This window comes from Bradyrhizobium centrolobii (genome assembly GCF_001641635.1).
GTDB lineage: Bacteria > Pseudomonadota > Alphaproteobacteria > Rhizobiales > Xanthobacteraceae > Bradyrhizobium > Bradyrhizobium centrolobii.
Genome location: NZ_LUUB01000107.1, coordinates 47,242 through 61,975, shown reverse-complemented (window position 1 = coordinate 61,975; position 14,734 = coordinate 47,242). Strand labels below are relative to the sequence as shown.

At 64.4% G+C, this 14,734-nt stretch carries 12 protein-coding genes; 5 read left to right on the top strand and 7 right to left on the bottom strand.

The window, feature by feature from the left end; translation table 11 throughout:
* Window positions 1-153: 153 nt before the first annotated feature.
* The 4 genes from mdh to AYJ54_RS39400 all read right to left on the bottom strand — a co-directional run bounded on the left by mdh (window position 154) and on the right by AYJ54_RS39400 (window position 4,111).
* Window positions 154-1,122, bottom strand: coding sequence for a malate dehydrogenase (gene mdh, locus AYJ54_RS39415; RefSeq protein WP_035702908.1), 969 nt, complete (start codon window positions 1,120-1,122; stop codon window positions 154-156).
* A gap of 342 nt (window positions 1,123-1,464) precedes the next feature.
* The gene (gene zapE, locus AYJ54_RS39410) at window positions 1,465-2,652 is read right to left on the bottom strand and encodes a cell division protein ZapE (RefSeq protein ID WP_063707883.1); all 1,188 of its coding nucleotides are present in this window, start codon (window positions 2,650-2,652) and stop codon (window positions 1,465-1,467) included.
* 106 nt (window positions 2,653-2,758) lie between these two features.
* On the bottom strand, window positions 2,759-3,295 hold the full coding sequence (thpR, locus tag AYJ54_RS39405) for an RNA 2',3'-cyclic phosphodiesterase (protein ID WP_063707882.1): 537 nt from the start codon (window positions 3,293-3,295) through the stop codon (window positions 2,759-2,761).
* A gap of 171 nt (window positions 3,296-3,466) precedes the next feature.
* Window positions 3,467-4,111, bottom strand: a complete 645-nt coding sequence (locus tag AYJ54_RS39400; protein ID WP_063707941.1) for an arylesterase — start codon at window positions 4,109-4,111, stop codon at window positions 3,467-3,469.
* Between the two features lie 55 nt (window positions 4,112-4,166).
* Between AYJ54_RS39400 and AYJ54_RS39395 the strand changes: the two genes are divergently transcribed.
* The 4 genes from AYJ54_RS39395 to AYJ54_RS39380 all read left to right on the top strand — a co-directional run bounded on the left by AYJ54_RS39395 (window position 4,167) and on the right by AYJ54_RS39380 (window position 9,267).
* Window positions 4,167-4,889, top strand: coding sequence for an ABC transporter ATP-binding protein (locus tag AYJ54_RS39395; protein ID WP_063707881.1), 723 nt, complete (start codon window positions 4,167-4,169; stop codon window positions 4,887-4,889).
* Window positions 4,886-7,456 carry an ABC transporter permease gene (locus AYJ54_RS39390; protein WP_063707880.1) on the top strand — a complete coding sequence of 857 codons (2,571 nt, stop codon included), beginning with the start codon at window positions 4,886-4,888 and terminating at the stop codon, window positions 7,454-7,456. Before AYJ54_RS39395 ends, AYJ54_RS39390 begins: the two co-directional genes overlap by 4 nt.
* Before the next feature lie 271 nt (window positions 7,457-7,727).
* Window positions 7,728-8,519: a Bax inhibitor-1/YccA family protein gene (locus AYJ54_RS39385; RefSeq protein ID WP_063707940.1), complete on the top strand. Its 792-nt coding sequence runs from the start codon at window positions 7,728-7,730 to the stop codon at window positions 8,517-8,519.
* A 217-nt stretch (window positions 8,520-8,736) separates the two neighbouring features.
* On the top strand, window positions 8,737-9,267 hold the full coding sequence (locus AYJ54_RS39380) for a GNAT family N-acetyltransferase (protein ID WP_063707879.1): 531 nt from the start codon (window positions 8,737-8,739) through the stop codon (window positions 9,265-9,267).
* A 124-nt stretch (window positions 9,268-9,391) separates the two neighbouring features.
* On the opposite strand, the gene AYJ54_RS39375 is transcribed toward AYJ54_RS39380, so the two are convergent.
* The 3 genes from AYJ54_RS39375 to acnA form a co-directional block, all read right to left on the bottom strand.
* Window positions 9,392-9,763: a DUF2794 domain-containing protein gene (locus AYJ54_RS39375; protein WP_063707939.1), complete on the bottom strand. Its 372-nt coding sequence runs from the start codon at window positions 9,761-9,763 to the stop codon at window positions 9,392-9,394.
* 584 nt (window positions 9,764-10,347) lie between these two features.
* Window positions 10,348-11,124 (bottom strand): DUF1223 domain-containing protein, encoded by a 777-nt coding sequence (locus AYJ54_RS39370; RefSeq protein WP_063707878.1) that lies wholly within the window; start codon window positions 11,122-11,124, stop codon window positions 10,348-10,350.
* A gap of 220 nt (window positions 11,125-11,344) precedes the next feature.
* Window positions 11,345-14,065 carry an aconitate hydratase AcnA gene (acnA, locus tag AYJ54_RS39365; RefSeq protein ID WP_063707877.1) on the bottom strand — a complete coding sequence of 907 codons (2,721 nt, stop codon included), beginning with the start codon at window positions 14,063-14,065 and terminating at the stop codon, window positions 11,345-11,347.
* A gap of 254 nt (window positions 14,066-14,319) precedes the next feature.
* Between acnA and ccmA the strand changes: the two genes are divergently transcribed.
* Window positions 14,320-14,734, top strand: a 415-nt coding sequence (gene ccmA / locus AYJ54_RS39360; RefSeq protein WP_245329242.1) for a heme ABC exporter ATP-binding protein CcmA, incomplete at its 3' end; no start/stop codon positions are given.

The following is a 14,734-nucleotide window of genomic DNA, read 5'->3' as shown; positions in this document are numbered from 1 at the left end:
GCATACCATATACCACAGGAACTGCAACCCGGATTCTTTGACATCGAGATCTCTGGACTGCCGGACCCGGAACCCGCCCGGCGGCTAGCCAGCCGGGCCCGGAAATGAAACCGCCGAAGACCGGTTTTCGATCTTCGGCGGGAATTGTCGTGCTTAGCGGCCGAGAAGATCGGGGGCGATCTTCTTGCAGGCGTCTACCAGGCCCTGCACCGCACCGACCGACTTGTCGAAGGCCTCGCGGTCCTTGCCCGCGAGCTCGATCTCGACCACGCGCTCGACGCCCTTGGAGCCGATCACGACGGGCACGCCGACATACATGTCCTTCACGCCGTATTCGCCGTTGAGGTAGGCAGCTGAGGGCAGCACGCGCTTCTTGTCGCGCAGATAGCTCTCGGCCATCGCGATCGCGGAAGCCGCCGGCGCATAGAAGGCCGAGCCGGTCTTGAGCAGGTTGACGATCTCGGCGCCGCCGTTGCGGGTGCGGTCGACGATCTCGTCGAGGCGCGCCTGCGAGGTCCAGCCCATCTTGACGAGGTCGGGCAGCGGAATGCCGGCGACGGTGGAGTACTTCACCAGCGGCACCATGGTGTCGCCATGGCCGCCGAGCACGAAGGCGGTGACATCTTCGACCGAGACGTTGAACTCATCGGCCAGGAAGTAGCGGAAGCGCGCCGAATCCAGCACGCCGGCCATGCCGACGACCTTCTTGTGCGGCAGGCCGGAAGCCTTCTGCAGCGCCCAGACCATCGCGTCGAGCGGGTTGGTGATGCAGATGACGAAGGCGTCGGGGGCGTACTTCTTGATGCCGGCACCGACCTGCTCCATGACCTTGAGGTTGATGGAGAGGAGGTCGTCGCGGCTCATGCCGGGCTTGCGCGGCACGCCGGCGGTGACGATGCAAACCTTGGCGTTGTCGAGCGCCTCGTAGGAGTTGGCGCCGGAGTAGTGTGCGTCGAAGCCGTCGACCGGCGAGGACTGCGCGATGTCGAGCGCCTTGCCCTGCGGCACGCCCTCGGCAATGTCGAACATCACCACGTCGCCCAGCTCTTTCAGGCCGATGAGATGAGCCAACGTTCCGCCGATCTGGCCGGAGCCAATCAAAGCAATCTTGTCGCGCGCCATGTGAACCTGTCCTTTAGACATCCGAAGGAGGGGAAAACTGAGACGGGTGGTTATCCCTTTCGCCTCCCCCGTTCAAGTCGCCGGATGCTCAATTGTCGGGCTTGCCGAGATTGCAACCATCACGTCACTGCCGTCATTCCGGGGCGCGACGAAGTCGCGAGCCCGGAATCGATAACCACGCCCGCGCTTGCGGCTTGCCGCATTCGCGGCAAATCGAAGAAGGCGCGAGTCCCTTACGTTTGCGCGAATGGCCCAGGGGCCAAGCGCGCCGGGAGTATGGATTCCGGGCTCGTCGCTTCGCGACGCCCCGGAATGACGCCGGAGAGGATGGCGAAATAGGACTTAAGTCTCCACCAGGCCCTTGGTCGAGCCGCTGGCGGTGGAATCCTTGCGGCCGTGAGGCAGTGCCAGGTAGGATTTTGAGCTCATTTCGATCAAGCGCGATGCGGTCCGCTTGAACTCGTTGGCTTCGTTGCCTTCGTCCGCGAGGTAGAGCGACACCGGATTGGCCTCGGCCGAGGCCATCAGCTTCACGGCATTGTCATAGAGCGTATCGATCAGCGTGATGAAGCGCTTGGCGGCATTGCGCTGGGCGAACTCCATCACTGGAATATGGTCGACCAGGATGGTGTGATAGTCGTGCGCCAGCCTGAGATAGTCGGACGCGCCGAGCGGCTTCTCGCAGAGATCCGCGAACGAGAACCGCGCCACGCCATGGGCCGAGCACGGCACGTGCAGGGTGCGCCCCTTGATCGAAATGTCGCGCGACTTGCATTTGGCGCCGCCGGTCATTTTGGCCCAGGCCCGATCGAGCGCCGCCTCCGCGTCGCCATCCGCCGGCGTCAGCCACATCGGCACGCCCTGGAGTTTTTCCAGCCGGAAGTCGGTACGCGCATCCAGCCGCAGCACGTCCATATGGTCGGTGATCTGCTTGATGAACGGCAGGAACAGCGCGCGGTTCAAACCACCCTTGTAGAGATCATCGGGCGCGACGTTGGAGGTCGCGACCACCACGGTGCCGAGCTCGAACAGCTTTGCGAACAGGCGGCCGAGGATCATCGCGTCCGCGATGTCGGTGACGTGGAATTCGTCGAAGCAGAGCAGCCAGCTCTCCTCGAAGATCGCATTCGCGGTCAGCGCGATGACCTCGCCATCGGCGATCTCGTCGCGCGCAATACTCTGCCGATAGTCGTAGATGCGCTCATGCACGTCGGCCATGAATTCGTGGAAATGCGCGCGCCGCTTGTGCTCGACCGAGGAGTGCTGGAAGAACAGGTCCATCAGCATGGTCTTGCCGCGGCCGACCTCGCCATGGACGTAGAGACCGCGCGGCGCCTCGTCCTTGTCGCCGTTTTTGAAGAGACGGCCGAGCAGGCTCTGCTTGCGCTGCGGCTTGTAGTTTGCAAGCCGCTGGTCCAAGGCCGCGTAGGCCTCGGCGACCTCGGCCTGCGCCGCATCCGGCTCGATCGCGCCGGAGGCGATCTCGGCCTGATATTCCGCGCGGAATGAGGAACTGGGAGTGGAGAGCATGCCATCTTACCGCCAGAGACGGCGGCAAATTGCAAGCCGAGAATTGGTGCGAGGGGGTATGCGCTTTTTCTCCCTCTCCCCGTTCTTACGGGGAGAGGTTAAGAGATCACGCGCAAAGGTCGTAGGAATCCTCGACCACGTACGGGCCACCGCCGGTCGAGGCGCGCGAGGAGAACAGCACGAACCGCTCGGCGGTGAAGACCTTGCTCGGGAAGTAGCCGCGCAATGAGAGATAGTCGGCGACGTCCTGGTCGGACGCATCGTGCAGCCGCGCCAGCGTGACATGCGGGATAAATTTGCGGCCCTCGGGATCGAGACCGATCCGCTGCATCATCCGCTCGAGCTCGGCTTGCAGCTCGATCAGCGGCTTGCTCGGCTCGATCGCCGCGACGACTGCGCGCGGCTTGCGGCCGCCGAAGCTCGTCAAGCCTCGCACCTTTACCTCGAACGGCTTGCGGTTGACGCGAAACAGCATCGAGGCGATCTCGTTGGCGGAGGCGCCGTCGATATCGCCGATGAAGCGCAAGGTGACGTGATAATTTTCGGGATCGATCCAGCGGGCGCCGGGAAGGCCGCCCCGCAAGTTGGAAAGCGTTTGGCCGACCTCGGCCGGGATTTCCAGACCCGTGAACAAACGCGGCATCGTTCATCTCCCGATGCTTGGGTACAGCCCCTGAGCGGGACCATATCCGAATTAGAGCCGGCGACGAATCAACCGGTAACCTGATTCCTATCGCAGTTATGTGACTCTGCGAAGCTTGGTGCGCCCCACCCCGGGAAAACCCTGGGAATTAGGGTTAGCGTTGCCTGCTTTTCAACGTCGTTGCTCGCTTATCGTGCCAAGAAATGCCTCCACGGTGGGCATGATGTTCTTGATGATGATGTCGACGCCGGCCGCGGTCGGATGGATGCCATCGGCCTGGTTGAGCTTGGTATCGGCCGCGACACCGTCGAGGAAGAACGGATAGAGCGGCACGTCGAATTTCTTCGCCAGATCCGGATAAATCGAATTGAAGCGCGCGGCGTAGTCGGCGTCGTAATTCGGCGGCGCCAGCATGCCGCAGAGCATCACCGCGATCTTGCGCGCCTTGAGCCGCGCAACGATGTCGCTCAGCGCCGCCCGCGTCAGATCAGGATCGATCCCGCGCAGCGCGTCGTTGGCGCCGAGCTCGACGATCACGCCGTCGGTTCCATCCGGCACCGACCAGTCGAGCCGGTCGCGGCCGCCGGAGGAGGTATCGCCGGACACCCCGGCATTGGTCATATCGAGGGCTACCCCTTTGTCCTGCAACGCTTTTTGGAGTTTCGCCGGGAACGCCTCCTGGCCCGGAAGGCCAAGCCCGGCACTCAAGGAATCCCCGAGCACGACGAGCTTGATCGGTTTCGCCGCCGCTTGCCCCTCGGCCGAAGCCGTCGTGGCGGCCGTCATCAAAGCGAACATCAACACGGCTATGTGCATGAACAATCCGTAACGCCTCTCGACCGGGCTGGCGGACTTGCCATATGACCGGACCATGGACAGTCGCATCGAATCCTCTTCGCTCGCCGGCACCGCGCCGGACACCATCGCCATCTCCAACGTCAATCTCTCATTGGGCACGGGCGCGGCACGCGTTCACATCCTCAAGGATATCAGCCTGCGCGTCGCCTCGGGCGAGACGATCGGCCTGATCGGCCCGTCAGGCTCGGGCAAATCCACGCTGCTGATGGTGATGGCGGGGTTGGAGCGTCCTGATAGTGGAGAGGTGGTGGTCAACGGCACGCCTTTCAATGCCCTCGACGAGGATTCGCTCGCGCGCTTCCGCGGCCGCCAGGTCGGCATCGTCTTCCAATCCTTCCACCTGATCCCGACCATGACGGCGCTCGAGAACGTTGCGGTGCCGCTCGAACTCGCCGGCAATCCGGATGCCGCGAAGCGCGCAGAGCAAGAGCTGCAATCGGTCGGACTCGGCGACCGCCTGCATCATTATCCGACGCAGCTCTCGGGCGGCGAGCAGCAGCGCGTCGCGCTCGCCCGCGCGCTGGCGCCCGATCCCGCGATCCTCGTCGCCGATGAGCCGACCGGCAATCTCGACGAGGCCACCGGAAAGCAGATCGTCGACCTGCTCTTTACCAAGCATGCCGAGCGCGGCATGACACTGGTGCTGGTGACGCACGACTCTTCGCTCGCGCATCGCTGCGATCGTGTGATCCGCCTGCGCTCGGGCCGCATCGACACGCAGCATTCGCAAGCATGAGCATCGCGACCGAACCGTTCGCGCGGCCCAATCCGGCGGCGCTGTCGCTGCGCTACGCGCTGCGTGAATTGCGCGGCGGCCTGCGCGGCTTCTACGTCTTCATCGCCTGCATCGCGCTTGGCGTGATGGCGATCGCCGGCGTCGGCTCGGTCTCGGCAAGCCTCAGCGACGGTCTTGCGCGCGAAGGCCGCACGCTGCTCGGCGGCGACGTTTCCTTCGTGCTGTTCCAGCGCGAGGCAAACCCCGAGGAGGTTGCCTTCCTGCGCTCACGCGGCACCGTCTCCGTCGCCGCCACGCTGCGCGGCATGGCACGCTCGGCCGAAGGCAAGCTCGCGCTGGTCGAGATGAAGGCGGTCGACGACACCTATCCGATGCTCGGCCAGCTGACGCTGGCGCCGCCGATGCCGCTGTCCGATCTGCTCGCGGAACGCGACGGCGCCTTCGGCGCGGCCGCCGATCCGACGCTGCTGGCGCGGCTCTCCCTCAAGACCGGCGACCGCGTCACCATTGGCGCGGCAACCTTCCAGATCCGCAGCACCGTCGAAGCCGAGCCCGACAAACTCGCCGGCGGCATTGGTTTCGGCCCACGCTTCCTGGTCAGCGAGGCGGCCCTGCGCGCGACCGGCCTGATCCAGCCCGGCAGCCTGGTGCGCTGGGTCTATCGGGTGAAGTTGCCGGACACCGCCAACAGCGAGCGCGCCACCGAGGCCTTCATCGACGATGCCCGCAACGCCGCGCCGCAGGCGGGCTGGGAGATCCGCAGCCGCTCGAATGCCTCGCCGCAGCTCGAGCGCAACATCAATCGCTTCACACAGTTTCTCACCCTGGTCGGCCTTGCCGCACTGCTCGTCGGCGGCGTCGGCGTCGCCAATGCCGTGAAGAGTCATATCGACCGCAGGCTCGAGGTGATCGCGGCCTTCAAGGCCGTCGGCGCCACCGGTCGCGACGTGTTCGGCATCTATCTCGCGCAGGTCATCCTGCTCGCCGGGATCGGCTCGGTGATCGGACTTGCGCTGGGCGCCGCGATGCCTTTCGTGATCGTCGGCCTGTTCGGCAAGCTGCTCCCGCTGCCGGTGGTGCCGGCCGTGCATGCCGACGAGCTCGCGCTGTCCTTCATCTATGGCCTCCTGACAGCGCTCGCCTTCGGCCTGTGGCCGCTCGGGCGCGTGCATGACGTACCGGTCGCGGCGCTATTCCGCGACACCATCAGCGCAGAGTGGCATCGGCCGCGCTGGCGCTATCTCGCCTTCATGGGCGCGGTGATCGCGCTGCTCGTCGCGGTCGTGATCGGCCTGTCCTTCGACAAGCGCATCGCCGCAGTGTTCGTGCTCTCCTCCGTGGTCGTGTTCGCGCTGCTCCGCGCCATCGCCGCCCTGCTGATGGCGATCGCGCGACGGCTGCCGCGCACGCAGCTGCCGATGCTGCGGCTTGCGATCGCCAACATCCACCGGCCGGGCGCACTGACGCCCTCCGTCGTGCTGTCGCTGGGGCTCGGGCTCGCCGTTCTCGTCACCATCACCCAGATCGACGGCAATCTGCGCCGACAGTTTCTGGCGGCGTTGCCCGATCGCGCGCCGTCCTTCTACTTCATCGACATTCCGAGCACGCAGGCGGCGCAGTTCGACGGCTATCTCCATCAGATCGTGCCTGGCGCGAAGGTCGAGGACGTGCCGATGCTGCGCGGACGTATCGTCGCTGCGCGCGGCGTCCGCGCCGAAGACCTCAAGCCCACGACCGATTCGGAATGGGTTCTGCAAAGCGACCGCGGCCTGACCTATACCGGGGAACTTCCGAAGGGCTCCAAGGTGGTCGAGGGCGCATGGTGGGGCGCCGACTATTCCGGCCCGCCGCTGGTCTCGATGGAGAAGAAGATCGCCGACGGGCTTGGCCTGAAGATCGGCGACGAGGTCGTGGTCAACGTGCTCGGGCGCGACATCCCGGCCAAGATCAGCAACCTGCGCAACATCGACTGGCAGGGGCTCGGCATCAATTTCGTCCTCGTGTTCTCGCCGAACGCCTTCAAGGGCGCGCCGCATACCCATATCGCGACGCTGACGGAAGCGGGCGGCAACGCCACGGGCGATGGTCAGATCATCAAGCAGGTTGCGGATGCCTATCCGATGGTGACGAGCGTGCGCGTGCGCGAGGTGATGGAGACGGTCGGCTCTGTCGTGACCAATCTCGCGCTGGCGATCCGCGGCGCCAGCGCCGTGACCCTGATCTCGGCGATCCTGGTCTTGGGCGGGGCGCTCGCCGCAGGCCACCGTCACCGGGTCTACGATGCGGTGATCCTGAAGACGCTGGGGGCGACGCGGCTGCGGCTGCTCGGCGCCTATGCGCTCGAATACCTCCTGATCGGGCTCGCCACCGCCGTGTTCGGCGTGATCGCCGGAAGCATCGCCGCCTGGATGATCGTGACGCGGTTGATGACGCTGAGTTTCGTCTGGCAGGCCGGCAGCGCGGCCGCGGTTGTCGCGGCAGCCCTCGTCGTCACGGTCGGGCTCGGGCTCGCCGGAACGCTGTTGGCGTTGAACAAAAAGCCCGCCACGGTGTTGCGGAATTTGTGACAAAATGTAGCGGGCGGCCCCGCGGTAGCCAAATCGCACGATTCCTGCGATTAACCACGTCTGCGCGCCGGGATTGCGCGCCGAGGGCGACATTCAGCCGCGCGTGGACGGTTGCAGCGAATGTGTTAGTTTCCCACATATCCAACGGGTTCGGATCCCCGATTGTTAGCCAAATTTAATGTCGGCAGAGATCGGTATCCGAGATAGATTTTGACGAACCGGCGGCATGGAGACCCTCGTGCCGGACCGGACAACCAACGGGAATTCGACCATGTCGGACCTAGACCGTAACTACGCTTCTCCTTTCGGCAGGGCCGCCGGGCGTGTTGACGCCGCGACGGTCGACGCCGGTCTGCGCGCCTACATGCTGCGCATCTACAATTACATGAGCATTGGCCTCGCCATCACCGGCTTGGCCGCGCTCGGCGTCTACATGGCCGCCGTGACGGACGTTCCGACGCCGGAAGCCGTCCGCGTCGGCAAGCTGTTCCTGACGCCATTCGGCTACGCGATGTTCGTGAGCCCGCTGAAATGGCTGTTCATGCTGGCGCCCCTCGCCATGGTGTTCGTGATTTCGGCAGGCATCAACCGTCTGGCCCCCTCGACCGCCCAGATCCTGTTCTGGGTGTTCTCGGCGCTGATGGGCATCTCGCTGTCCTCGATCTTCCTGGTGTTCACGCACACATCGATCGTGCGGGTGTTCTTCATCACCGCGGCCACGTTCGGCGCGCTGAGCCTCTACGGCTACACCACCAAGCGTGACATGACCGGGATGGGCTCGTTCCTGTTCATGGGCCTGATCGGCATCATCATCGCGAGCCTGGTGAACCTGTTCCTGGCGAGCTCGGCGCTCCAGTTCATCGTGTCGGTGGTGGGCGTGCTGGTGTTCGCGGGCCTCACCGCCTGGGATACGCAGCGGCTGAAGAACGACTACATCTACGGCTACGCGTCAGCCGGCGGTGACATCGCCGAGCGTGCGGCGATCACCGGTGCGCTGTCGCTGTACCTGAACTTCATCAACCTGTTCACGCTGCTCCTGCAGCTCCTCGGCCAGCGCGACTAAGCGATAGACCGAGCGAACGACACGAGCCCCGGCCGAAAGGCCGGGGTTTTTGTTTGGGGCGTGGTCGGCCCCACAAGCATCGTCATTGCGAGCGCAGCGAAGCAATCCAGAGTCCCTCCGCGGATGCATTTCTGGATTGCTTCGCTGCGCTCGCAATGACGCCGCGGAGGCGCCCGCACCTCTTCCAGCCGCCGTGGGAAGCCTCTAAGCTGCTCACATGTCCGCACCTGAAATCAGGCCCGCAATCGAGGCCGACCTTCCCGCCATCACCGCCATCTACCAGCAGGCCGTCCGCGAGGGCACCGCGACGTTCGAGCTAGAGCCACCCGATCTCGCCGAGATGACGCGCCGCTATCGCGCGCTGATGGACGGAGGCTATCCCTATTTCGTCGCCACGCTCGGCGGACGCGTGGCGGGCTATGCCTACGCCGGCGCCTACCGGCCGCGACCGGCCTACCGCTTCACGGTCGAGAACTCGATCTATCTCGATCCGTCCTTCCACCGCCGCGGCATCGGCCTGCTGCTGCTGGAGCGGCTGATCGTCGAATGCGAGGCGCGCGGCTTCCGCCAGATGATCGCCGTCATCGGCGATTCCGCCAATGCCGGCTCGATCGGCGTCCACACCAGGACCGGCTTCAAGATGATCGGCACGCACCCGAACGTCGGGCTGAAGTTCGGCCGCTGGCTCGACACGGTGATGATGCAGCGCGACCTCGGCGAGGGCGCAAGCACGGTGCCGGGGAAGTAACCCTTCGCGCGGTCATACCGGGCGATGCGCAGCATCGAACCCCGAATCTCGATCCGCATTGTTCGCTCGCAACACCCGGCTTCCGGGTTCGCGCTGACGCGCGCCCCGGAACGAGGAGGATGGGTCAAACCACCGCCAGCTTGCGGTCGATCACCAGCAGCACGCGCTCGAGCTCGTGGCCGCGGCGCAGGATCAGGCCGGTCGCCGAGATCACGCTGTACATGCCCTGCTTGCGCGCCAGCCGCGGATCCTTCTCGATGCGATAGATCGGCACTTCGGAGGCGCGGCGATACACCGAGAACACTGCGCGGTCCTTGAGGAAGTCGATGGCATAGTCTCGCCACTCGCCGTCGGCGACCATGCGGCCGTAGAGATTGAGGATGCGATGCAGCTCAAGCCGGTTGAACGTCACCCGGCTCCCTTGGGCATTCGCAGCGGCGACACGCGCCACTGCGCGCTGCTCGCTCGGATCGGCATCCTCCGGCATCAGACTCATGGAGCGCCTCCTGTCGCACAGCATAACCGCCTCCGCGAAACCGTCGCAGGACCCGCGGATCATGACAATTGCATGATTGCTCCAACCGTTCCCTACTGCAAGGGCCTGCCGGCCAATCCCCTCAAATCGAAGCCGAATCAGGCACACGCAATGGTGGAACTCCTTAGCGGCAAACCGTCACGGGATCGTTAGCAGGAATCTTAGTCTTGCCTCTTTTCCGCCCAGCGACTGCCGCCCTGCACTGCGAAAAGGATCATGTGCGTTGGCCCGGTCCTTTCGGTTCCGGATTCCTCAGCCCCCAGCCCCCCGGGGTCGTCAGGATCGGGTCTGTACGCATGACAAGGAGGGCCAACGCGAGTTGGTCCTTTTTTGTTGGTGTCGGGACGTGTCCGACAACCCGCTCCTTCCGAACATCAATACGAACGCTCTCTCCTCATCCTGAGGAGCCGCGAAGCGCGTCTCGACGGATCGAGGCCGCGCGGGATCGGCCGGGCCTGCATGGTTCGAGACGCGCGCAAAAGCGCGCTCCTCACCATGAGGATTGAGAAGTTCAGCCTACTATTGGGAGATTCGAAGCGCGAGCTTCAGTGCAGCGACGTGTACGCCGCGCCCAGCATCGGACCGGGCTTCTCGCGGTTGCCGTCCTGGACGTAGACCACCGCCCCGTCGACGCCGTCGCGGGTCAAGTTCTCGATCGGCACCGTCCAGCTTTCCGGACGGCCGTTCCAGTCGCCGACCTTGAGCACGTTGCGCACCACGTTGTGGTAGGTGATCTGCTGTCCGCGATTCTCGCCGCGAGCGATCGAGATCGGCACGGACTTCGCGATCGAGCAGATCCAGACCTCGCCATGCGAGACGGCCGGCTCCTTGCTCGCGGCCACCGACACGTTGATCTGCTTGCCGGCGAGCGACATCGTCACCGGCACGCTCATGACCGATTCATTCTTGATGGTGTTGCCGATCGCGCTTTCGATACCGTCGCGATCGCTGCCGATGACGTGCGCGGAGCCGTTGACCACGACCTGCGGCGTATAGACCTCGCGGTCCCCGCGCATACGCGAATAGGCGCGCTGCCGCGCCGAGAAGCGCGAGTCGGCCAGCGTGTCCTTCCAGCCGAGATAATCCCAATAGTCGATCGGCATGCTCATCGCGATGATCGAGGGATCCTTGGAAAGCTCGCCGATAATCTTGTCCGCGGGTGGGCAGGAGGAGCAGCCCTGCGAGGTGAAGAGCTCGACCACGGCGCGGGGATCGGCGTGGGCGGGACGAATGATGGCGATGATGGCACAGACGCTGAGTGCTCCCGACCAGAATGCACCAGACCAGCGTGAAACCTGATTAGTCGCCATCATTCCAGTCATGTCGAACGTCGCACATCCTAGTTCGTGGGGGAAAAATCATATCGCTCGATGGTCACCGTAGTCTTACGGGGCGCAGCACATTTATCCGACCAAAGCGGAGATTTCCGCCGGGCGGGCCCATCTGAACCGTGCCGCAACGCGCGAAGGCGGCCTTTTGATAGGCCGCCTTCGTTTAACCTTCTACTCACTTCGCAGTGAGCCATCGTTCACAAATCCGCGCTTAGGCCGCGAGTTTGCGCAGCACATAGTGCAGGATGCCGCCGTTCCGGTAGTAATCGAGCTCGTCCAGTGTATCGATGCGGCAGAGCAGCGAGACCCGCTGGAGCGAGCCGTCGCCCGATACGATCTCCGCGGTAAGCTTCTGACGCGGCTTGAGGTCGCCGACGAGGCCACGCAGCGTGACCTTCTCGTCGCCCTTCAAGCCGAGCGACTGCCACGAGGTACCTTCCTCGAAGGTCAGCGGCAGCACGCCCATGCCGACCAGGTTGGAGCGGTGGATGCGCTCGAAGCTCTGGCAGACCACGGCGCGCACGCCGAGCAGGCGCGTGCCCTTCGCGGCCCAGTCGCGCGAGGAGCCGTTGCCGTATTCGGCGCCGGCGAACACGACCAGCGGCACGTTCTCCTGCTGGTACTTGATCGCGGCGTCGTAGATCGACATCTGCTCGCCGTCGGGCCAGTGCTTGGTCAGACCGCCTTCCGGGATGTTGCCGTCGGCGCCCTTGAGCATGAAGTTCTTGATGCGGATATTGGCGAAGGTGCCGCGCATCATCACTTCATGGTTGCCGCGGCGCGTGCCGTACTGGTTGAAGTCGGCGGGACGCACCTGGTGCTCGCTGAGATATTTGCCCGCCGGCGAAGTGAGCTTGATCGAGCCGGCCGGCGAGATGTGGTCGGTGGTGATCTTGTCGCCGAACATGGCGAGGATGCGCGCCTCGACGATGTCGGTGACCGGATCCGGCTCCTTCTTCATGCCTTCGAAGTAGGGCGGGTTCTGCACATAGGTCGAGCTCATGTTCCAGCGATAGGTCTCGCTCTCGACCGTCTTGATCTTGCGCCAGTTGGTGTCGCCCTTGAACACGTCGGCATACTTCTTCTTGAAGATCGACGCGGTCACGAACTTCTTCATGAAGGCGTTGATCTCCTTGGTCGTCGGCCAGATGTCCTTCAGGTACACCGGCTTGCCGTCCTTGCCCTCGCCGAGCGGCTCGGTGGCGAGGTTCTTCGTCACGCTGCCCGCGAGCGCATGGGCGACGACGAGCGGCGGCGAGGCGAGATAGTTCGCCTGCACGTCCGGCGAGACGCGGCCTTCGAAGTTACGGTTGCCGGAGAGCACGGCGGCCGCGACAATGCCGTTGTCGTTGATCGACTTCGAGATCTCCTCCGGCAGCGGGCCGGAATTGCCGATGCAGGTGGTGCAGCCGAAGCCGACCAGGTTGAAGCCGACCTTGTCGAGATCGGCCTGCAGGCCCGAATTGGCGAGATATTCGGCGACGACCTGGCTGCCCGGTGCGAGCGAGGTCTTCACCCAGGGTTTTGCCTTCAGGCCCTTCTTGGCCGCGTTGCGCGCCAGCAGGCCGGCGCCGATCAGCACGCTCGGGTTGGAGGTGTTGGTGCAGGAGGTGATCGCCGCGATCACGACGTCGCCATGACCGAGATCGAACTTCTTGCCCTCGACCTCGTAGCGCTTCTCTGCGTCATCGCCCTTCTTGTACTCGTTGGTCATCGCCAGCGAGAAGCCTTCCGACACGGATGGCAGCGCGATGCGGCCTTCGGGACGCTTCGGACCGGCCATCGACGGCACGACGTCGCCGAGGTCGAGCGTCAGCGTCTCGGTGAACACCGGGTCCGGCGACTTGGCGGTGCGGAACAGCCCCTGCGCCTTGGCGTAGGCCTGCACCAGCGCGACGCGCGCTGAGGCGCGGCCGGAGGTCTTGAGGTAGTCGATCGCGGCGGCATCGACGGGGAAGAAGCCGCAGGTCGCGCCGTATTCGGGCGCCATGTTGCCGATCGTGGCCTTGTCGGCGACCGAGAGGTTATCGAGACCGGGGCCGAAGAATTCGACGAACTTGCCGACGACGCCGAGCTTGCGCAGCATCTGCGTGACCGTCAGCACGAGATCGGTCGCGGTGACGCCTTCCTTCAGCGAGCCCTTCAGCTTGAAGCCGACGACGTTGGGCAGCAGCATCGACAGCGGCTGGCCGAGCATGCAGGCTTCGGCCTCGATGCCGCCGACGCCCCAGCCGAGCACGGCGAGACCGTTGACCATGGTGGTGTGGGAGTCGGTGCCGACCAGCGAGTCGGGATAGGCGACCTCGAAGGAGCCGGTCTTCTTGCCGACCGTCATCTTCTCCTTCTTGGTCCAGACGGTCTGGGCGAGATATTCGAGATTGACCTGGTGGCAGATGCCGGTGCCGGGCGGCACGACCGAGAAGTTCGAGAAAGCCTTCTGGCCCCACTTCAGGAACTCGTAGCGCTCCTGGTTCTGCTTGTATTCCTCGACCACGTTCTTGGCGAAGGCCTTGTTGTCGCCGAAGAAGTTCACGATCACGGAGTGGTCGATGACGAGATCGACCGGCACCAGCGGATTGATCTTCTCGGCATCGCCGCCGAGCTTCTGCATCGCGTTGCGCATCGCGGCGAGGTCGACCACCGCCGGCACGCCGGTGAAGTCCTGCATCAGCACGCGGGCCGGGCGGAAGGCGATCTCATGCTCCAGCGACTTCTTGCGCAGCCACTTGGACACCGCGACGATGTCCTCCTTCTTGACCGAGCGGCCGTCCTCATTGCGCAGCAGGTTCTCGAGCAGGACCTTCATCGAGTAGGGAAGTTTGGAAATTCCCTTCAGACCATTCTTCTCGGCCGTGGGCAGGCTGTAATAGACATAGGTCTTGGCGCCGACCTTGAGGGTCTTTTTGCATTTGAAGCTGTCGAGCGAGGTCATGTAGGAAATCCCAATTGTTAGTTATACCCGGCAAGGGGTATTTTAACACCGTCAGCGAATCCGGCTGGGTCGCTTGCAGGGGCAGGTTGAGTTGCTGCATCAAGTAGTTCGGGGCTTATAGAAGCTTTCTAACCGCGCCGCCACAGCCACAAACGTACCGCAGCAATTCGCGAGCCAAAAATTCTGATGCGCTACCCCAAGATTTTCTTAGGGTTTTCCTGGGGGCTCCGTTGAGGGCTTCGACACGAGGTGAGATGCGGCTCTCCGGCAGCGGGCTCAGATGCGTGCGGGGCGGCCGCGAGGTGTTCGCCGGCCTCGATTTCGAAGCCGGCTCCCGCGAGGCGGTGGCGGTGGTGGGCCGCAACGGATCGGGCAAGACCTCGCTGCTGCGGTTGATCGCGGGCCTGCTGATTCCGGCGGGCGGAACGATCGCGTTGGAGGGCGGCGATGCCGAGCTGACGCTCCCCGAGCAGTGCCACTATCTCGGTCATCGCGACGCTCTGAAGCCGGCGCTGAGCGTGGCGGAAAACCTGGCATTCTGGGCCGATTTCCTGGGCGGAGAGCGGTTCGACTCCTCCGAGAGCCTCGCCGCTGTCGGCCTCGACCACGCCACCCATCTGCCCGCCGCGTTCCTCTCGGCCGGCCAGCGCCGCCGGCTCTCGCTGGCTC